The sequence below is a fragment of the Pseudonocardia sp. OZ21 genome (assembly GCF_059359135.1).
In genome coordinates, this window is record NZ_JCADBN010000007.1 from 236,417 (window position 1) to 254,992 (window position 18,576).

General features: G+C 71.6%; 5 protein-coding genes. 4 read left to right on the plus strand and 1 reads right to left on the minus strand.

Annotated elements, in window-relative coordinates; all coding sequences use genetic code 11:
• Positions 1–229: 229 nt before the first annotated feature.
• The 4 genes from proA to AC5L35_RS18740 all read left to right on the plus strand — a co-directional run bounded on the left by proA (position 230) and on the right by AC5L35_RS18740 (position 15,729).
• Positions 230–6,034 (plus strand): anti-phage protein ProA, encoded by a 5,805-nt coding sequence (gene proA / locus AC5L35_RS18725; protein WP_495060934.1) that lies wholly within the window; start codon positions 230–232, stop codon positions 6,032–6,034.
• Positions 6,035–6,168: 134 nt separating this feature from the next.
• Positions 6,169–7,566 (plus strand): MFS transporter, encoded by a 1,398-nt coding sequence (locus AC5L35_RS18730; protein ID WP_495060935.1) that lies wholly within the window; start codon positions 6,169–6,171, stop codon positions 7,564–7,566.
• A gap of 93 nt (positions 7,567–7,659) precedes the next feature.
• On the plus strand, positions 7,660–10,023 hold the full coding sequence (locus tag AC5L35_RS18735) for a glycoside hydrolase family 65 protein (protein ID WP_495060936.1): 2,364 nt from the start codon (positions 7,660–7,662) through the stop codon (positions 10,021–10,023).
• A 234-nt stretch (positions 10,024–10,257) separates the two neighbouring features.
• Positions 10,258–15,729 carry an AAA family ATPase gene (locus tag AC5L35_RS18740; RefSeq protein ID WP_495060937.1) on the plus strand — a complete coding sequence of 1,824 codons (5,472 nt, stop codon included), beginning with the start codon at positions 10,258–10,260 and terminating at the stop codon, positions 15,727–15,729.
• A 124-nt stretch (positions 15,730–15,853) separates the two neighbouring features.
• Here the strand turns inward: AC5L35_RS18740 and AC5L35_RS18745 are convergent, their stop codons facing one another.
• Positions 15,854–18,532 carry a rhamnogalacturonan lyase family protein gene (locus AC5L35_RS18745; RefSeq protein WP_495060938.1) on the minus strand — a complete coding sequence of 893 codons (2,679 nt, stop codon included), beginning with the start codon at positions 18,530–18,532 and terminating at the stop codon, positions 15,854–15,856.
• Between the last annotated feature and the right edge of the window lie 44 nt (positions 18,533–18,576).

Sequence of the window (18,576 nt, forward strand, 5' to 3'; positions counted from 1 at the left end):
CAAGCCGGTCACTCGCCCGTTCGTGTGATCAGGAGCCGGCCGTGTGACGACGCGAGCGCAGCAGTCGATGAATCGGACGGGCCATACGGTGGTCCGTCCGAGGGGGGAACGCAGTGGCGCTGGAGCGGGATCCGCTCGATGCCGCCGGTACGCGTCCGATCCCCGAGCGGGAGCGTGTGTGACGGTAGGTACTGATCCGTCGAAGTACAGCAGTGAGCAAGGAGCGAGGGTGACCTCAGGACAGCCAGCACAACCGATCTCCATCACCCTCGAAGCCCGGTCGGTCCTCAGCTACGCGATGGCCCACAACGAGATCCCGGTGATCTCCCGCCTGGTCATCGACCACGTCCCCACCGACGTCCAGGCCGCCCGGCTCACGCTGGCGGTTGCCGATGCCACCGGGCCGATCGGTGACGCCCAGGAGATCCTGCTCGATCTGCAGGCCGGTCGGCCCACGGTCCTGACCGACATCACGCTGCTGCTCGAGCCGGCCGCGATGTTGCAGGTGGAGGAGCAGCGGCCGGCCACCATCTGGGCCCACCTCGCGATCGATGGCGAGGTGCGCGCCGAGCAGGTCTTCCGCACGTGGGTGCTGGCCGCCCAGCAGTGGCTCGCCGCCCCGCCCGCGCTCGCGCTGGAGATGCTCGCTGCGCACGTCATGCCGAACCACCCGGCGGTTACGGCCCTGATGCAGGACGTCGCCGAGCATCTGCAGGCCGGTACGGGCAGCCCGTCTCTCGAGGGCTACCAGGCCGGTTCGGAGCGCGTGGACCAGATCGTGGCCGCGGTGTACACGGCGATGCAGGCGCGCGGCATCCGCTATGCCGAGCCCGCCGCGAGCTGGGCCGACATCGGGCAGAAGGTGCGGACTCCGGGCGAGGTGCTCGACGACCGCGTCGGGACCTGCCTGGACCTCGTGGTCGTGATGGCCGCTGCACTGGAGCAGGCCGGCGTGCGGCCGCTCATCTGGGTGGTCGACGGCCATGCCTTCCTCGGCTACTGGCGCGAGGCGACGTCCCTCGGCACGGTGGCGGAGTTCGACACGGCCGGTGTGGTCAACCGGATCGACCTGGGGCAGATCGGCCTCGTCGAGACCACGGCGCTCACGCTGCGCCCCGACGCCGTCCCGTTCGCCGAGGCGCAGCAGACGCCGTACGGGGCCCACCTGGCCGGCGATCTCGGGAACGTCATCGGCGTCGTCGACGTCCACCAGGCGCGGGTCGACCGCATCGTTCCGCTGCCGGCGCGCACCCGTGACGACGACGGGCAGGTGGTCGTCACCACGTACGTCCCCGCGGCGGTGAGCGCCGCCGGATCCGCACCGGACGCCGGTCCGGGCCGGGTGGTGCCCGGGCGGGTCCGCGAACCCGGGCGGGTCACCACCTGGAAGAACGCCCTGCTCGATCTCAGCCTGCGCAACCGCCTCATCAACTTCACCCCGCGCTCGGCGTTGTCGCTGGCCGTGCCGGACCGGCGGCTCGGGCTGGTCGAGGACCTCCTCAACCGGGACACCTCGATCACCCTGCGCCCGGCGGACGATCTCGCGGCAGTCGATCGGGAGCGGGGCGTTCGCCACGGACGCGACCTGCCGCAGGCGCAGCTTGTCGACCTGCTGGAGGAGAAACGAACCGTCCACGTCGACGTCACCGACGCCGCATACGCGTCGCGCCTGCGCAGCCTGGCCTACAAGGCGCGGACGGTCATCGAGGAGACCGGCGCCAACAACCTCTACCTGGCTCTCGGCTCACTCGTGTGGGACCTGGACGGGCGCACGCTTCGCTCCCCGCTGATCCTGGTGCCGGTCGTGCTCACGCCGGCCGGCCGCGGCGGACGCTACCGGCTCTCCGTCGACGAGGCGGGCTCGTCGACCCCGAACTACTGCCTCGTGGAGAAGCTGCGGCAGGTGCACGGGCTCGACATCCCCGGGCTCGCGGATCCGGTCGCGGACGACTCGGGCATCGACGTCGAGGCCGCGTTCCGGGCGACGCGCCGTGCGATCGACGCACGCGGGCTGCGGTTCCGCGTCGAGCCGACGGCAGACCTCGCCGTGCTGCAGTTCGCCAAGTTCCGGCTGTGGAAGGACCTCGACGAGAACTGGGCGACGTTCGAGGAGAACCCGCTCGTCGCGCACCTGATGCGGACGCCGACCGATGCGTTCGTCGACCCCGTGGATGCGTCGGTCGCCCACGACCTCGACGGTCTCGACGAGCTTTGCCCCGTTCCCGCCGACGCCTCTCAGCTGCGGGCGATCGCGGAAGCCACGGCCGGCCGCACGTTCGTCCTGGAAGGGCCGCCCGGCACCGGCAAGTCGCAGACCATCACGAACCTGCTGACGCATGCGGTCGCGGAGGGCAAGCGCGTCCTGTTCGTCGCGGAGAAGCGGGCGGCGCTCGACGTCGTGCAGAAGCGGCTCGACGCGGTCGGCATGGGACCGTTGTCGCTCGACCTGCACGACAAGGGCAGCAAGCCGGCAGCCGTTCGCGAACAGATCAAGAAAGCGCTCGACCACGTGGTCGACGCGGATACCCAGGACCACTCCATCAAGGTCGAGGAGCTACGTTCCGCGCGCCGCGGCCTCACGCGCTACGCCTACCGGCTGCATGAGCGCAACGGCGCCGGCCTGGCCCTGTACGAGGCGCGCGGCGCAGAGCTCGCGATCGGTGACGACGTCGCGCCGATGCCGGTGCCCGAGTCCGTGCTGGCCGGAGGTGCTCCGGACGCCGTGGCGCGGCTGCGGCAGCTGTTCAGCACCCTGCCCGACCTCGCGGACGCTGCACGGCCCCGGCCTGAGCACCCGTGGGCGTTCATCGACTCCGTGGCGGGGATCGACGTCACCGCGGTTCACGTCGCCGCCCGACGGTTCGATGCAGCCGTACTCGCGCTGCCCGGCGTCCTCGATCCGGCGTCGGCAGCGGTCCGGGTGCCGGCGGATCTCGCCGTTCTCGCCGAACTGGTCGACCTCGCGCTCCCGCTGCAGGTGCTCGACGCGTCGCGCTCACGCACATGGGCAGATCCGGTCGTCGCGATCGTGAACGAGGTCGCAGAATTCGCTGCGGCGCCTCATCCGGGACTGGACGTCGTCACTCCCGACGTCCTCGGCCTGCCGATCACCGAGATCGACGCGGAGGCCAGGGCGGCAGCTGCATCCGGCTTCTTCGGCCGGAAGAAGCGCCTCGTCTCCGTGCGCGACCGGCTCGTCCCGGTGCTGCGCCCCGGCGCGGTCCTCAAACCGAAACGACTCACCGAGCTGACCGGCAAGCTCGTCGATCTCGAACGAGCCGTTCAGGCGCTGGCCGCGAAGATCGACGCGATCCCGGGTCTGCAGCTTCCGGCCGCCTGGAGCCCCTTCACCGAGCTGGGGCGCGTCGCGCTCACGGCTCGGATCGACCGGGTGCGCCGGGCCGGCCACCTGGTCGATCCGGCGGAGTCCACCCCGGAACGGGCGCTGTTCGTCCAGGCGCTGCGGGAGGTTCTCGACGGCGGGGTCGACGCCGATCCGCGACCCGTTCACGAGGCCGCCGCAGCCGCGGAGGTGCTGCTGCAGGTCTGCTGCAGCACACCGTCTGCGGTTGCCGAGTGGGCAGGCCTGCCTGGTCTGCTGGGTCGTTGGCAGCTCACGGCGGCGGAACGCGGCCTCGCCGACCCGCAGCTCGGTTCGCTGCGGTGCTGGCTCGACCTGCTCGCCCACCTCGAGCCGCTGCGGGCGCAGCACCTCGGCGAAGCCCGGGCTGCGGTGCTCGCCGGATCGCTCGACCCGGACGACGCACGGCGGTCGTTCGAGCTGGGGCTGGCTCGGGCCTCGATCGCCGAACGGCTCCGGACGACGGGGCTCGAGAGCTTCGACGCCGGAGCCCACGAACGTTCGATCGCGCGGTTCGTCACCGCGTCCCGCGCAGTGCGGAACCACCTCGCCACCGTCGTCCCGCGGCAGGTGCTCTCGACCCGAGGCTTCAACCCTCAGGCCGCCGGTGGCCAGGTCGGCCAGCTGCAGCGTCAGCTGACCACCAGGCGCGGCGGGATGAAGGTGCGCGAGCTGATGAGCACCTTCGGCGAGGTGATCACCCGCGCACTGCCCTGCGTGCTGGTGAGTCCGGATTCCCTCTCCCGGTTCTTCCCCGCGACCGCGGGCCTGTTCGACATCGTGGTGTTCGACGAGGCCTCGCAGGTGCGCGTCGCCGATGCCATCGGTGCCATGGGGCGAGCCCGGTCGGTGGTGATCGTCGGCGACAGCATGCAGATGCCACCGACGTCGTTCGCGGAGAGCAGCTTCGGCTCGGACGACCTCGACGGCGAGAGCTCCACAGATGTGGTGGAGGACGAGGAGTCGATCCTCAGCGAATGCGTTCAGGCGCGGGTGGAGCGCCAGAGGTTGTCGTGGCACTACCGCAGCCAGGACGAGTCACTCATCGCGTTCAGCAACCACCACTACTACGACGGTGGGCTCTCCTCGTTCCCGGCGCCGGCGACGGGTGATACCGGCATCTCGCTGAGACGGGTGGACGGCCACTTCCACCGTTCGGGCCCCCGCGCGACGTTGCGGACCAACCCGGTCGAGGCCGAAGCGGTCGTCACGGAGATCTGGCAACGCTTCGCCGCATCACCGGACGCGTCGCCCTCCCTCGGCGTGGTGACGTTCAACCAGCAGCAGCGCACGCTCATCGAGGGTCTGCTGCGGGACACCGGCGACCAGCGGGTGATCGACGCGCTGGAGGACCCGGACGGTCTCTTCGTCAAGAACCTCGAGAACGTGCAGGGCGACGAGCGGGACGTGATCCTCTTCTCGACCGCGTTCAGCGTCAACGACAAGGGCGTGCTGCCGCTGAACTTCGGCCCGCTCAACCGGGCAGGCGGCGAGCGTCGCCTGAACGTCGCGGTGTCCCGCGCCCGCCGCCAGGTGATCGTCTTCTCGAGCTTCGCTCCCGGGCAGCTACGCACGGAGGAGACGTCGTCGGTCGGCCTGAGGCACCTGCGCACCTACCTCGAGATGGCGGCGCACGGTCCGTCGGTGCTGCCACGGAGCGCGCAGCGCGCCACCGTTCCCGACCGGCACCGCGAGGAGATCGCCTCCCGGCTGCGGGAGCGAGGCGTGGAGGTGCGGACGAACGTCGGGCTGTCGGAGTTCGCGATCGATCTCGTGCTGGGCGACCCGGACAAGCCACGCGTCGCCGTCCTGCTCGACGGACGCGCGTGGTCCCAGCGCCTCACCGTGCGCGACCGCGACGCGCTCCCGCGTGAGGTCCTGACCGACGTGCTGCGCTGGCCGTCCGTCGAGCGGGTGTGGCTACCGACGTGGCTCGCCGTTCCGGACGCGGTGATCGACCGGCTCGTGGCCGCTGCCCTGGAGGCGGAGCGACCCGCGGCGCCGGTCGGCGAGATGCAGCCACCGGTGGTACCGGTCCAGGTCGACGAGTCGCCGGCTGTGCCGCTCATCGCCTCCGCTGTGACCGTGGAGCCCCCGCGCGTCGATGTCGCATGGCCCACAGCGCCCGAGGTGTTCGTCCCGTGGCGGGTGCGCCACCTCGGGAGCGTCGACGTCCTGGATGCTCTTCCCGAGCGCTCGGCGGCGTTGGCGGTTTCCGCGGCCCTCACAGCGGTCGTGGACGCGGAGGGGCCGATCCACACGGACAGGCTGGCGCAGCTCGTGGCGAACGGGTTCGGGCTCAGGCGCGTCGCGGAGACACGGAAGACAGCGATCCTGCGCCACCTGCCGCGAGCACTGCGGCGGGACAGCGTGGAGTCCGTCATCTGGCCCGACGCCCGGGTGCCGGAGGAGTGGGAGGGGTTCCGCACCACCCCCGAGGGGGTGGACCGCCCGCTCGAACACGTGCCGCTGCGCGAGATCGTCAACGCGATGGTGCCGGTGACGAGAGCTGCGGCCGGGATGCCGCGCGAGGAGTTGCACCGCGAGGTGCTGGCCGTGTTCGGGTGGCGGAGGCGGACCCGCGGGGCGACCGAACGCATGGACGCCGCACTGGAACTGGGGGTCCGGTCCGGTCGGTTGCGGTTCGACGGGGCGATGGTCACTCCGGGCTGACCGGCCCGGAGTTCGACGCGCACGGTTCCGCGCTGCCCGTCGACCGCCCGATTGCAGGGCGCGCGTCCGCTGAGCCGCTGTTAGCTTCCGAAGCTCGAACGGCGACCTCGGGGGGATACAAGGGGCGGTGGGGCATGACCGCGACCGGAAGCACCCTGCGCCAGACCGCGCCGTTCCTGCCCGTCGGGGCGGCGCTGTTCTGCGTCCAGCTCGACTTCTTCTCTCTCACTCTGGCCCTGCCCACCATCGCCGACGACCTCGGCACGACGGTCACCGACCTGCAGTGGCTCCTGAGCGGCTACATGATCGCGTTGGGCTCGCTGCTCATCCCCGGCGGCCGGGCCGGTGACGTCCTGGGTCGGCGCACGGTGCTGCTGCTCGGCGTCGGGCTCTTCGGGCTGACGTCGCTGGTCTGCGGGCTCGCGTCCTCGGTTCCGGTGCTGATCGCCGCCCGCATCGCCCAGGGCGCGGGTGCGGCCATGATCATGCCCACGGCATTCGCGCTGGTCACCAACGCCACGAGTGAGGAAGTTCGGCCGCGCGTCACGGGGGCGCTGCTGGGGATCGCGGGTGTCGGCACCGCGCTGGGGCCGGTGGTGGGCGGGGTGCTCGCCTCGACCGCCGGGTGGCGCTGGGTGTTCCTGCTCAACGTGCCCATCGCGGCGTTGGCGATTTGGGGTGGTGTGCGGCTCACCAACTCCCGGGACGAGGCGGGGCCGCGGACGCTTGCCGGGCTCGACTGGTGGGGTGCCGCCACGGTCGTCGGGGGGCTGGCTCTCGTGAGCATCGCGATCGATGATGTCGGGACGCAGGGGTGGACGAGCGCGGTGACCCTCGTTCCGCTGGTCGTCGGGGTGGCGCTCCTGCTGGCGTTCGGGATGGTGGAGGCGAGGGCCGCGAGCCCGCTCGTCCGGCCGTCGCTCATGAACAACCAGCTGTTCGTGGTGCTCACCGTGGCCGGGACGCTCGCGAACGTCGGCGCAGTCGTCTACGTCGTCAGTGCCACGCTGGAGCTGCAGGACGTGCGCGGGCTTTCCGCCGCCGCTGCGGGGCTGTTCTTCGTGGTGTCCTCGATCGGGCTCGCCTCGTGCGGGCCACTGGCCGGCCGGCTGAGCAGCCGCTGTCCCGCCGGGATCGTGATGGGTGTGGCGGTGCTGCTCTGCGCGCCCGCACTCGTGCTGCTGGCGGTTGTCGGGCCGTTGCCGCTCTACGTCGTCGCGCTCGGGCTCTGCGGCGTCACCACGGGCATGGGCTACTCGCTCGGCCAGATCGCCGTGCAGAACGTGCTTCCTGCCCGGCGCTCCGCCGAGGGCTCGGGGGTGTTGTTGACCGTGATGATCTGCGTCGGCGGCATCGGTGTGGTCGCCGCGACCGCGCTGATCGAGGCGGTCGGCAACGGTCGGCCGACGGAGGCCGGCATCGCGCTCGTGCTGGTCGCGGTGGCCGGAGTGCTGCTGGTGGCGGGGATCGTGACCCTGACCCTGGAATCGGCGCGGCTGAGGGCAGTGCGTTCGGGAGCCCCGGCGGGGTAGGCGAATCCCCATGGGCGACGATCCGGGGCACGCTGCGTTGTGTCGAATCGCTCGTACGGGCATGAATTGCCCGGCCGTGGGGAACGGTCCGGTGTGCCCGAGAAGGATGCGTACACCGTCGAGCCCTGGTGCGTGCGGGAGCCGGAGCTGCGGCTCGATGTGCTCGCCGACACCGAGACCGTCTTCGCGCTGTCCAACGGCTGTCTCGGACTGCGCGGCACGCTTGACGAGGGTGAGCCCGTCGCGCAGCGAGGGAGCTACCTCGCCGGGTTCTACGAGGCTCGCACGTTCGAGTTCCCCGAGACGGGCGCGGGGGACCCCGAGTCGACGCAGACGCTCGTCAACACGATCGACGGCACCTTCGTGCGGTTGCTCGTCGACGGCCACCCGTTCGACGTGCGGAGCGGGGAGCTGCTCGACCACGAGCGGGTGCTCGATCTCCGGGCCGGGACGCTGCGGCGGCGAGCGCGGTGGCGCACCCCGGACGACCGGGTCGTGGAGATCGAGTCCGAGCGGCTCGTGTCGTTCACGCACCGCGGCGGGGCGGCGATCCGCTACAGCGTCCGGGCCGTCGACGCGCCGGTGGAAGTTGTCCTGCAGTCGGGTCTCGTCGCGAACGCCCAGCTGCCCGACCTGCCGCCCGTCCCGAGTCCTGATGATCTCCTGAACCACCCGCTGGTCGGATGCGCGCACCGGGCGTCCGGGACCCGGCTCACCCTGGTGCACCGCGCGCGCCGGTCCGGTCTTCTCGTCGGCGCTGCTGCCGACCACGAGCTCGACGCCCCGCAGGACTTCGAGGTGCACGCGGAGAGCGAGGAGGACGCGGCCCGCTTCACCGTGACCGGGCGGCTCGAGGACGGCGACGCGATCACCCTGGTCAAGTACCTGGGCTACGCCTGGTCCGAGGATCGCTCGCTCTCGGCCGTGCGGGACGAGGTGGCGGCGGCGGTCACGGGGGTGCGGCACGCGGGCTGGGACGAGCTGGTCGCGGCGCAGCGGCGCACGCTCGACGAGTTCTGGGAGTCGGCCGACGTCGAGATCGACGGTGACGACGAGCTGCAGCAGGCCGTCCGGTTCGCGCTGTGGCACCTGCTGCAGGCCACGGTCCGTGCGGAGGGCCGGGCGATCGCCGGCAAGGCGCTCACCGGCACCGGGTACGAGGGCCATGCGTTCTGGGACACCGAGACCTTCGTGCTGCAGGTGATGACCGCCGTCCGGCCCGAGGTCACCCGGCACGCTCTGGGGTGGCGCCACGCCATCCTCGACAAGGCCCGTGCCCGCGCCCGTCAGCTCGACCTGCACGGAGCCGCGTTCCCGTGGCGCACCATCGCCGGCGAGGAGTGCTCGGGTTACTGGCCGGCGGGCACCGCCGCGTTCCACGTGAACGCCGACATCGCCGACGCGGTGATCCGCTACGTCGACTCCACGGAGGACGAGGAGTTCTCGCGGACGACCGGGCTGGATCTGCTGGTGGAGACGGCGCGGCTGTGGATGTCGCTGGGACACCACAGCCGTGACGGGGCGTTCCACATCTACGGGGTGACGGGCCCGGACGAGTACAGCGCCCTGAGCGACGACAACGTCTACACGAACCTGATGGCGCAGCGGAACCTGCGCGGTGCCGCGAACTGGTCGCAGAAGCACCGTGACGCCGCCGAGGTTCTCGACGTCGGGGACGACGAGATCGCGTCGTGGCTCGACGCCGCCGACGCGATGTTCGTGCCCTATGACCAGGATCTGGGCGTGCACCCGCAGGCCGCCGGGTTCACCGACCAGCCCCGATGGGACTTCGCCGGGACCCCGGAGGACCACTACCCGCTGCACTCGCACTACCCGTACTTCCAGCTGTACCGCAAGCAGGTCGTGAAGCAGGCCGACCTCGTGCTCGCGATGTTCCTGCGGGGGGACGCCTTCACCGACGAGGAGAAGGCCCGGAACATGGACTACTACGAGCAGCTGACGGTGCGCGACTCCTCGTTGTCCGCGAGCAACCAGGCCGTGCTCGCCGCCGAGGTCGGCTACCTCGACCTCGCGCACGACTACATCGCCGAGTCGGCGTTGGCGGACCTGCGCGACCTCGAGCACAGCACAGCCGACGGCCTGCACCTCGCGGCGCTGGCCGGCACCTGGATCGCGATCGTCGCGGGCTTCGGCGGCCTGAGGCAGGTCGACGCCGTGTTGAACTTCCGGCCCGCACTGCCGAGCAGGTTGCGCCGGCTGTGTTTCCGCATGTGCTTCCGAGGGCGCCTGCTCCGGGTGAGCGTGGAGGCGGGAACGGCCACCTACGAGGTGCTACGCGGCGAGCCACTGGTCGTGCTGCACGAAGGCGACGAGGTGGAGCTGACCGCGGGCGTGCCCGTGGAGCGGCCACTGACCCCGCGGGAGGAGCGCACCCCACCGCGCCAACCGGAGACCCGCGCCCTCGGCCGGCGAGCCCGCCCGCCCGAAGCCGGCTGAGCGGTGTGGCCTCCTGTTGACGGTGGTTCGCAGCCGGGGATCGAGGGGTGGGCCGGCCGACAGCCGGGCCACGTGGCGCAGTGCGTGCTCGTGCGCCGGGTGTGATGGACCCGTGCCCGCTGGTCGGATTCTGCGTTCGGTAGCCGGTGCACACGCCCTTGTCATCCCGTGACATGTGCAAATAATGGGATGGGCGTTGCGGTGGACTGCTGCTGCCCGGCGTGGAGGTACAGGATGGGCGCAGCCCGGGGTCTGGCCGCCGCGACCGTGCGCGAGAGTGCCCGTACGCGCATCACCCGGCTGCCCTGGACCGGCCGCACCGTCATCCTGAAGGAGCCACTCGGGCCGGACGCCGAGGCCCGGCTTCGGCACGAGACGGCCATCCTCCAGCGGCTGGGCGGTGTCGAGGGAGTTGCGCAACTCGCTGACGAGCCTCGCTTTGCCGGCTCGATCACGCTGGTGGACGCCGGCGCCACTATCCTGGCGGAACTGCAGAAACCGGTGCCCGTCGACGACCTTGCCGGGCTCGCGCTGCGGGTGGCTCGGGCGGTGGCGCGCCTGCACCGCCACGAGGTGGTCCACCGCGACGTCAGCCCCGCCAACATCGTGATCGCGGCGAACGGGGACACCACCCTGGTGGACTTCGCGCTGGCCGCCTCGTTCGCGCAGATCCGCCCGGAGTTCATCCATCACAGCGAGATCCCGGGGACGCTGGCGTACCTGGCGCCGGAGCAGACGGGCCGGACCGGCCGGGCGGTGGACCAGCGTGCCGACCTGTACGCGCTGGGCGCGGTCCTGTACGAACTTGCCACCGGTGAGCCGCCGTTCGGCGTCGGTGACCCGTTGCGGCTCATTCACGATCACCTGGCCCGGCTGCCGGCCCCGCCGGCCGAGGTCAATCCAGCCGTGCCCGAACAATTGTCGAAGATCATCCTGCACCTGCTGGAGAAGGAACCGGACAACCGGTACCAGTCGGCTGATGGCCTCGTCTACGACCTGGGGCGGTTGTCGGCGTCGCGTGAGACCGATCTGCCGGTCGGTGAGCGTGATTTCCCGATCCGGCTGCTGCCGCCGTCACGGCTGGTGGGCCGCGACGAGCAGGTGACGGCGCTGAAGGAGGCGTTCGCGGACGCGCTGGCGGGACGGTGCGCGGGGGTGCTCATCAGCGGCGTGGCCGGGGTGGGCAAGACAGCGCTCGTCGACGAGCTGCGGCCGGTGGTGACCGCCAATGACGGCTGGTTCGTGGCGGGCAAGTTCGACGAGTACCGGAGGGATCAGGAGTTCAACGCGGTCCAGCAGGCCTTCACTGCGTTCGGAAGGCTGCTGCTGGCCGAGCCCGAGGACGAGGTGGCCCCGATCCGGGTCCGGATGCTCCGGGTGCTCGGCGCGAACGCGGGCCTGCTCGCCACGGTGGTGCCGGAGTTCGCCACGCTGCTGGGGCCGGGCGATCTCGGTGACCCGCTGACCGCGGCGGTCCGGGCACAGCTCGTGGCCGTGGGGGCGCTGCGCGCGGTGGCGTCGAGGAGACGCCCGCTCGTGGTATTCATCGACGACCTGCAGTGGGGCGCAGGCGTCCCGCTCGGCTTCGTGGACATGGTGCTGAGCAGTGAGGGGTCCGAGGGCCTGCTGCTGGTGGGGACGTACCGGGAAGGCCACCTCGACCCCTCGCACCCGCTGGCCGCCCTGCTGTCCCGGTGGAGCGAGGCCGCCGTGCCGCACCTGCGGCTGGGCAACCTCACCAGCTCCGACCTCGTCGCCTTGGTGGGTGAAGTGCTGCACGTGACCCCCGACGCGGCGGCGGAACTGGGCGCGGTGCTCGAGCCGCGCTGTCAGGGAAACCCCTATGAGATCGTGGAGTTGCTCAACGCGCTGCGCCGGGACGGCGTACTGACCGCCGCGTCGGACGGGTGGCGGTGGGAGACGGCGGCTGTGCGGGCGCACCTGAGCCGGGCGGAGGCAGGCGGGTCGTCGGCAGCTCAGGTCGCGGCCATGCCGGAGCAGTCCCGGCGGGCGGTGGAGGCGATGGCCTGCCTCGGCGGGCGCGCCAAGCTGAGCGTGCTCGGAATCGCGGCCGGCGTATCGGGCAGCGTGCCGGACATCCTGGAACCGGCCCTTCGGGACGGCGTCCTGGTGATGGAGTCCGGGGCCGAGGAGGCGGTGCGGTTCCGGCACGACCGGATCCGGGAGGACGTGCTGACCGAGCTGGGGCCGGACCGGCGAGCTGTGCTGCATCTCGCCATGGCGCGGCGGCTCGCGGTGGTGCCGGACCTCTTCGCGGTCGCGGCGGAGCAGTACCTGCCGGTTGCGGACGCGGTCACCGACGCGGACGAGCGCCGTGCGGTCGCCGGGCTGCTGAGACGCGCCGCCGACGAGGTGACGCAGATCGGCGAGTACACGCTGGTGCACGCGCTGCTGACGGCTGCGCTCGCGCTGGCCGACCAGACCAACACGGATGCCCTCATCGAGTTGCGCACCATCCATCACGCCGCGCTGTTCAGCTTGGGGCGGATGGAGGAGGCGGACGAGGACTACCGCGCGCTCGAGGCGCTGACCGCAACCGTGCTGGACCGCGCGACCGCGACCGCTTTGCAGGTGAAGGGCCTGACGGACCGGGGTCATTTCCCCGAGGCCATCGATCTGGTGATCAGGTCGCTGCGCGAGTGCGGCATCGATGTTCCCGACGCTGAATGCATGCCTGCAGCACTCGACCAGCAGTTCGCCCGGCTGAACGAGTGGCTGGACCACACCGATGCCACCGATGACATGGCCCGCGCCGACCTCACCGATCCGGCGCTGCTGGCCGCGGGCAGCCTGCTCAGCGCGATGCTCTCGCCGGTCTACTTCGTCGGCGACCAAGCCATGTTCTCCTGGGTGGGCCAGGAGGCGCTGCGGATCTGGACCGAGCACGGACCAGGCCACACCCTGGTCGGGTCGGCCGCCAACGCCGCCTTCCACGCCATCACTCAGCGAGGCGACTACGCCGCGGCGTACCGGGCGGCACGGCGGATCCTCGCGCTGGGCGAGGCACGGTCCTATGAGCCGGAGACCTCGCATGCCCGCCTGGTCGTGTCGCTGCTGGACTCGTGGTTCGAGCCACTGGAGACCAGCATCCAGGAGAGTCTGCGCGCCCGCGAGGGGCTGCTCGCGGGTGGTGACCTGGCGAACGCCGGCTACACCTACCACCAGACCGTCGTAGGGCTGCTGGACTGCGGGCCGACCCTGGATGCCTGCATGGCTCAGGTGCACGCGGCGCAGGCCTTCGCGCGGCGGACCGGTACCGGGCAGACCTCGCAATGGCTGGAGAGCTACGAGTGGCTGGCCGACGTGCTGCGCCGTGAGGGCGGAGCGGTGGCCGCCGAAGTAATTCCCGTCGACCGGTACGCGGGCAACCCGCTGGTGGTGATACACGTCCACCTGTGCCGGGCGATCGCCGCGGCCATCTTCGACGACCCGGCTGAGGTGGCGCGGCAGGGGGCGGCGGCGGTGCGACTGCTGCCCGTCGTCACCGGGCTCTCCATGAGCGCCCTGGCTCACCCGCTCTACGGGCTCGGCCTGGCCGGGCAGGCCCGGTCCGCCGAGGGAGACGAGCGCGCCACCCTGCTGGCCGAGCTGGACGATGTGCTGCGCTGGCTGGGCGCCCGCGCCGCGGACGCGCCGGACAACTTCCTGCACCTGCTGCGGCTCGTCGAGGCCGAGCGCGCGTGGACGGTGGGCGACTTTCGCGCTGCGGCTGTCGCTTTCGACGCCGCCCGGCGGGAGGTCGCCGGCCGGCAGCGCCCGTGGCACCGGGCACTGATCACGGAGCGCGCGGGCCGTTTCTACCTGGCCCATGGCCTCGAGCACGAGGGCTACGAGTTCCTCGCCCTGGCCCGTGAGCAGTACCTCGCCTGGGGTGCCGTCGCGAAGGCCGAGCAGATGGACTGGGCCTACCCGGGCCTGAGCCCGTCGGCCGACGCCATCGTGGGCGAGACCACCGTCGGCGAGGCTGGAGTGGGCACGATCGGCGTCGGTGAGGCCGGTCAGGCCGTGGACCATCCGCGCCGCGGCGCTGTCACTGCCGGGACCATCGACCTGCTCGGCATCCTGTCCGCGTCGCGGGCCCTGAGCTCCGAGACGAGCGTCGAACGACTGCACGCCCGCGTGGTGGAGGTGCTGAGCGCGATGACCGGTGCCACCGGCGTGCACCTGGTGCTGTGGGACGAGGTTCGGAAGGACTGGGTTCTCCCTGCGCCGGCGGGCAGCCGTGGCGGCGGACCGGCCGGTGGCGCCGGCCGCGAACCCACCGCGCCCGTGTCGGTCCTGCGCTACCTGGGTCGGACTCAGCAGCCGCTGGCGGTGAGCGACGCCACCAGTGACGACCGGTTCGCGCGCGACCCGTACTTCGCCGGCGTCACCTGCTGCTCTCTGCTGGCGGTGCCGGTCCTCGGCCGCGGCGCGCTGCGGGCGGTGCTGTTGCTGGAGAATCGCTTCATCCGCGGCGCCTTCACCACCGGGCGGCTGGAAGCTGTCGGGCTCATCGCCGGGCAGCTCGCGGTCTCCCTGGACAACGCCCAGTTGTACGCGGGGTACCGGCGGATGGCCGACGAGCAGGCGGCATTGCGCCGGGTGGCGACCCTGGTGGCCCAGGCCGCACCGCCGGACGCGGTCTTCGCCGCTGTGGCCGCGGAGGCCGGGCAACTCCTCGCGGTCGACTTCGCGGGCCTGGTCCGGTTCGACGAGCCCGAGATGATCGAGATCGCCGGCGTGTGGGCTACCACGGAGGGCGGTCCCACACCGGTGGGAACCCGGCTGCCGCTCGGGGGGGAGAACGTGAGCACCCTGGTCCATCGCACGCGCCGCGCGGCGCGAACCCACCGCGCCGACGCCACGGGCACGATCGGCCAGGTCGCCACTCGCGAGTGGGGCCTCCAGTCGACGGTGGGCGTGCCGGTCAGCACCTCGAGCCGACTGTGGGGCGTCCTGCTGGTGGGATGCATCAGCGATGACGTGCTGCCGTCGGACACCGAGGCGCGGCTGTCCGGGTTCGCCGAACTGGTGTCGAGCGCGATCGCGAACGCCGAGGCACGTGCCGAGGTGGCCGCCTCGCGTGCGCGGATCATCGCCGCCGCCGACCAGGCCCGCCAGCGCATCGAGCGCGACCTGCACGACGGCGCCCAGCAGCGACTGGTCTCTCTGGCGCTGTGGCTGCAGGAGGTGCAGGTGGCTGTTCCGCCCGAACTGCGTGAGCTGCGTGCCAAGCTCGACAGCGCCATGGCCGGGCTCAACGACGCGATGGATGAGGTGCGCGAGGTCGCGCGAGGCATCCACCCGGCGGTGCTGGCCGACGGTGGCCTGCGCCCAGCGCTGCGGGCGCTCGCCCGGCGCTCCGCGGTGCCGGTGGCGCTGAACGTTCGCGCCGGGCAGCGGTTTTCCGAGTACGTCGAGGTCAGCGCGTACTACGTGGTCGCCGAGGCTCTGACGAACGCGGCCAAGCACGCGCGCGCTTCGGCTGTCAGCATCGACGTGGAGGTGGAAGGCGCTGTGCTGCGCGTTGCGGTTTGCGACGACGGCGTCGGAGGCGCGGCCGTCGGCGGCGGCACCGGCCTGCTGGGGATCAAGGACCGCGTCGAGGCGCTCGGCGGCCGTGTCCAGCTCGACAGCCCGTCCGGTGCGGGAACGCGGCTGACCGTGTTGCTGCCGATCACGGCGACCATCGAAACGGCCTGACGAGGACCGGGCGAGGGACCGAGGTGGGGTGACTCGGCCCGGTCCTTGATTCCGACGAGGCCGGTTCCGCCGCGGGCGAGAACCTTGATGGCGGTGAAGCGAGGCGCCGCCCAGCCACCCGGTCCTAGCCCTGGGGCGACACGTCGATGTCGTCCCGGCGGACCGGCAGGGGGTGCGCCGCGGTGTCCGGGTCGAGGAAGAAACTCGGGTGCGGAGCCATGTTGTAGACGGTGTTCTGCGACGCCACCTGGTTGCGGTACTGCGGGTCGTGCATGAGGGTGCGCAGCTTGTGCGCCGTCGGGATGGTCGTCGTGTAGAGCCGCAGCCGGTCGTCGCCCACCTTCCACACGATCTCCTCCCGCCAGTCCCCGAGGAGGTCGGCCGACAGCAGCGGGCTGTTGCGCCCGCCGTCGCGGTTGAAGCCGACGCCCTCGGCGGTGAGCAGGGCGGTGCTGCCCACGGACGCGGGACGTTCGGTGTAGGTGGTGGTCGCCTTCGAGACCGTCCCGGCGTCGAGCAGCTCGCGGGTGAGGTCGCCGTCCCAGTAGACGAGGAAGTTCATGGGGTTGTCGGTGGCGTAGAGGCGCTCCCCGGTGACCGCGCTGTAGACGTACCCGTGCGTCCAGTACTCGGCGCCCGGGCTGTTCGGGTCGATGTTCTCCGCCACGCCCTTCTCGTTGTCACCGCCGGTGTAGACGCCGGCGCGCACCTCGCCCGTGATCGGGTCGTAGACGGCGGCGCCCGGCCGGTACCCGAGGCCCTCGGCACCGTCGCGGTCGACGGTGTGCAGGTCGGCGGGCTGCTCCTGGACGATGAAGACCTCCGGTCCCGGCCGGGCGGGGTCGAAGTCACCGACGTGGAACGCGTCGCCGTGCACGAGGTGGGCGAACCGGTCGTCGGCGTCCGGGGCGTGCATCGCCGCCGTCAGGTCGACGTCGGGAGCCGGGACGGGGAACGGGAACCAGGTGCCGGCGACGGTCTTCACCGTGAGGTCGTCGTCGAGGATCATGGCACCGTAGACGATCTCGTCGCGGCCGTCGAGGTCGACGTCGGCGCTCATCATCGAGTGCACACCGCGCTCCTCCCCGAGATCCGGGTCGGGCAGCTCGGCGGAGTCGAAGGTCGGGCCGAGGCGGAGCTTCCCCTCCTCGAGCGTGTAGGCCGCCACGGTGCTGCGCGCGTAGTAGCCCCGCGCCATGATCGCGCTGGGCCGCTGCCCGTCGAGGTAGGCGACCCCGCCGAGGAAGCGGTTGGCCCGGTTGCCCTGGTGGTCGCCCCACGGGAAGTAGCCCCAGCGAGTCGCCGGGTCCGACCAGTAGGGGTCGGGGATGTCCTTCGGGTCGAGGGGCACCTGACCGCCGGGCTCGGTCTCGCTGTCGGCGACGGCTGCCTCGAAGTTGGCCCCACGGTGGTCGACCGGCGCCACGCCCCAGTTCGGGTCCCCGTACGGGAAGGCGTAGTCGGTGGTGTCGATGATCCGGCCCGTCACGCCGTCGAAGGCGGTGAGGTACTCCTCGCTCGTCCCGATCGGCCCGTAGGTGTAGACCTTGCCCCACTGCCGCACGTTCTGCTCCGGCGGCGTGTTCCCGCCCGGCAGGATCCAGCTGACGGCGTAGGTGTTGAGTGCGTCCCAGTTCCGTTCGAGCGTGTCGACGTCGCCGCCCGCGACGTAACCCGCCATCCGCTCCGAGGTCGCCGCCGGGTCGCCCACGACGTCGCGAACCTCGAACTTCCCGGCGGCGTCGACCCCGCCGGACGCCGTGCCGTTCGCGGACTTGACGATCAGCTCGGCCCGGCCGTCACCGTCGAAGTCCTGCACGACGAGCTGCGTGTCGTGGGCTCCGGCGCGGATGTTCCAGCCCATGTCGACGCGCCACAGCAGCCTGCCGTCGAGCTCGTAGGCGTCGATGATCGTGGGCGCCGTGTAGCCGTACTGCGAGGAGTCCTTGGCGTTGTCGGGGTTCCACTTCACGACGAGCTCGTAGCTGCCGTCGCCGTCCAGGTCGCCGGGGACGGCCTCGGCCTGGGTGTAGGCGCTGGTGGCCGTGGCGAGTGAGCCGTCGGGGTTGCGGACGTAGTCCAGCCGCGGGCCGCGGTCGAGCTTGTCGACGTAGCGGCGGAACGTCTCGTCCAGCTCGGCGAAGAGCTCGTCGCTGATGCGGTAGCGGTCGCCCTCGACCTTCGTGGCGTCCGTCGCGAACGGCGAGCGCGGCGCCCAGCCTGGCTCCTGCAGGTAGGCCGGGAGCGGCGCGATGAGCTGCGCGAACTCGCCCTCGGTGAGACCGGCGGGAACGGCGTGCGCGTCCCGGATCCGCCGCAGCAGGTTCATGTCGACCGGCTCGAACTGCTTCCCGCTCACCGTCGTCTCGAACGTCTGCGCGACCGGCACCACGGCAGGTGCGGGACGCTGCAGCGGGATGTCCATGGCCTGGTTCGCCAGCGGCCGCACCGGTGCGGACCGGGGGAGAGGGCTGTCGCCGACCACCGCCTCGACCTCGTAGGAGGACGTGGCAGTGCCGGCCGGATCCGTCCAGTTGGTGCTGTCGGTGACCGTCGCGACCAGCTGCCCGTCGCGATGGATGCGGAAGGCGACGTCGTCGGGCTCGTCGCCGAGGAAGCGCCAGCTCAGGTACACGCCGTCGGCCACCTTGACGGCAACGACACCGCGGTCGAGGTGCTCCATCTGACGGACTTCGGGGGGCGGCGTCGCGGCGCTGGCCTGCGGGGTGATCAGCCCTGCCGCGAGGACGGGCGCGAGCGTCAGCGCCGCGACGGCGAGACGTAGGGCGGGTCTTCTCGGCACTGAGAGATCCTCCTGGCGTTAGGTAAGCGTTTTCCGACTCCGGA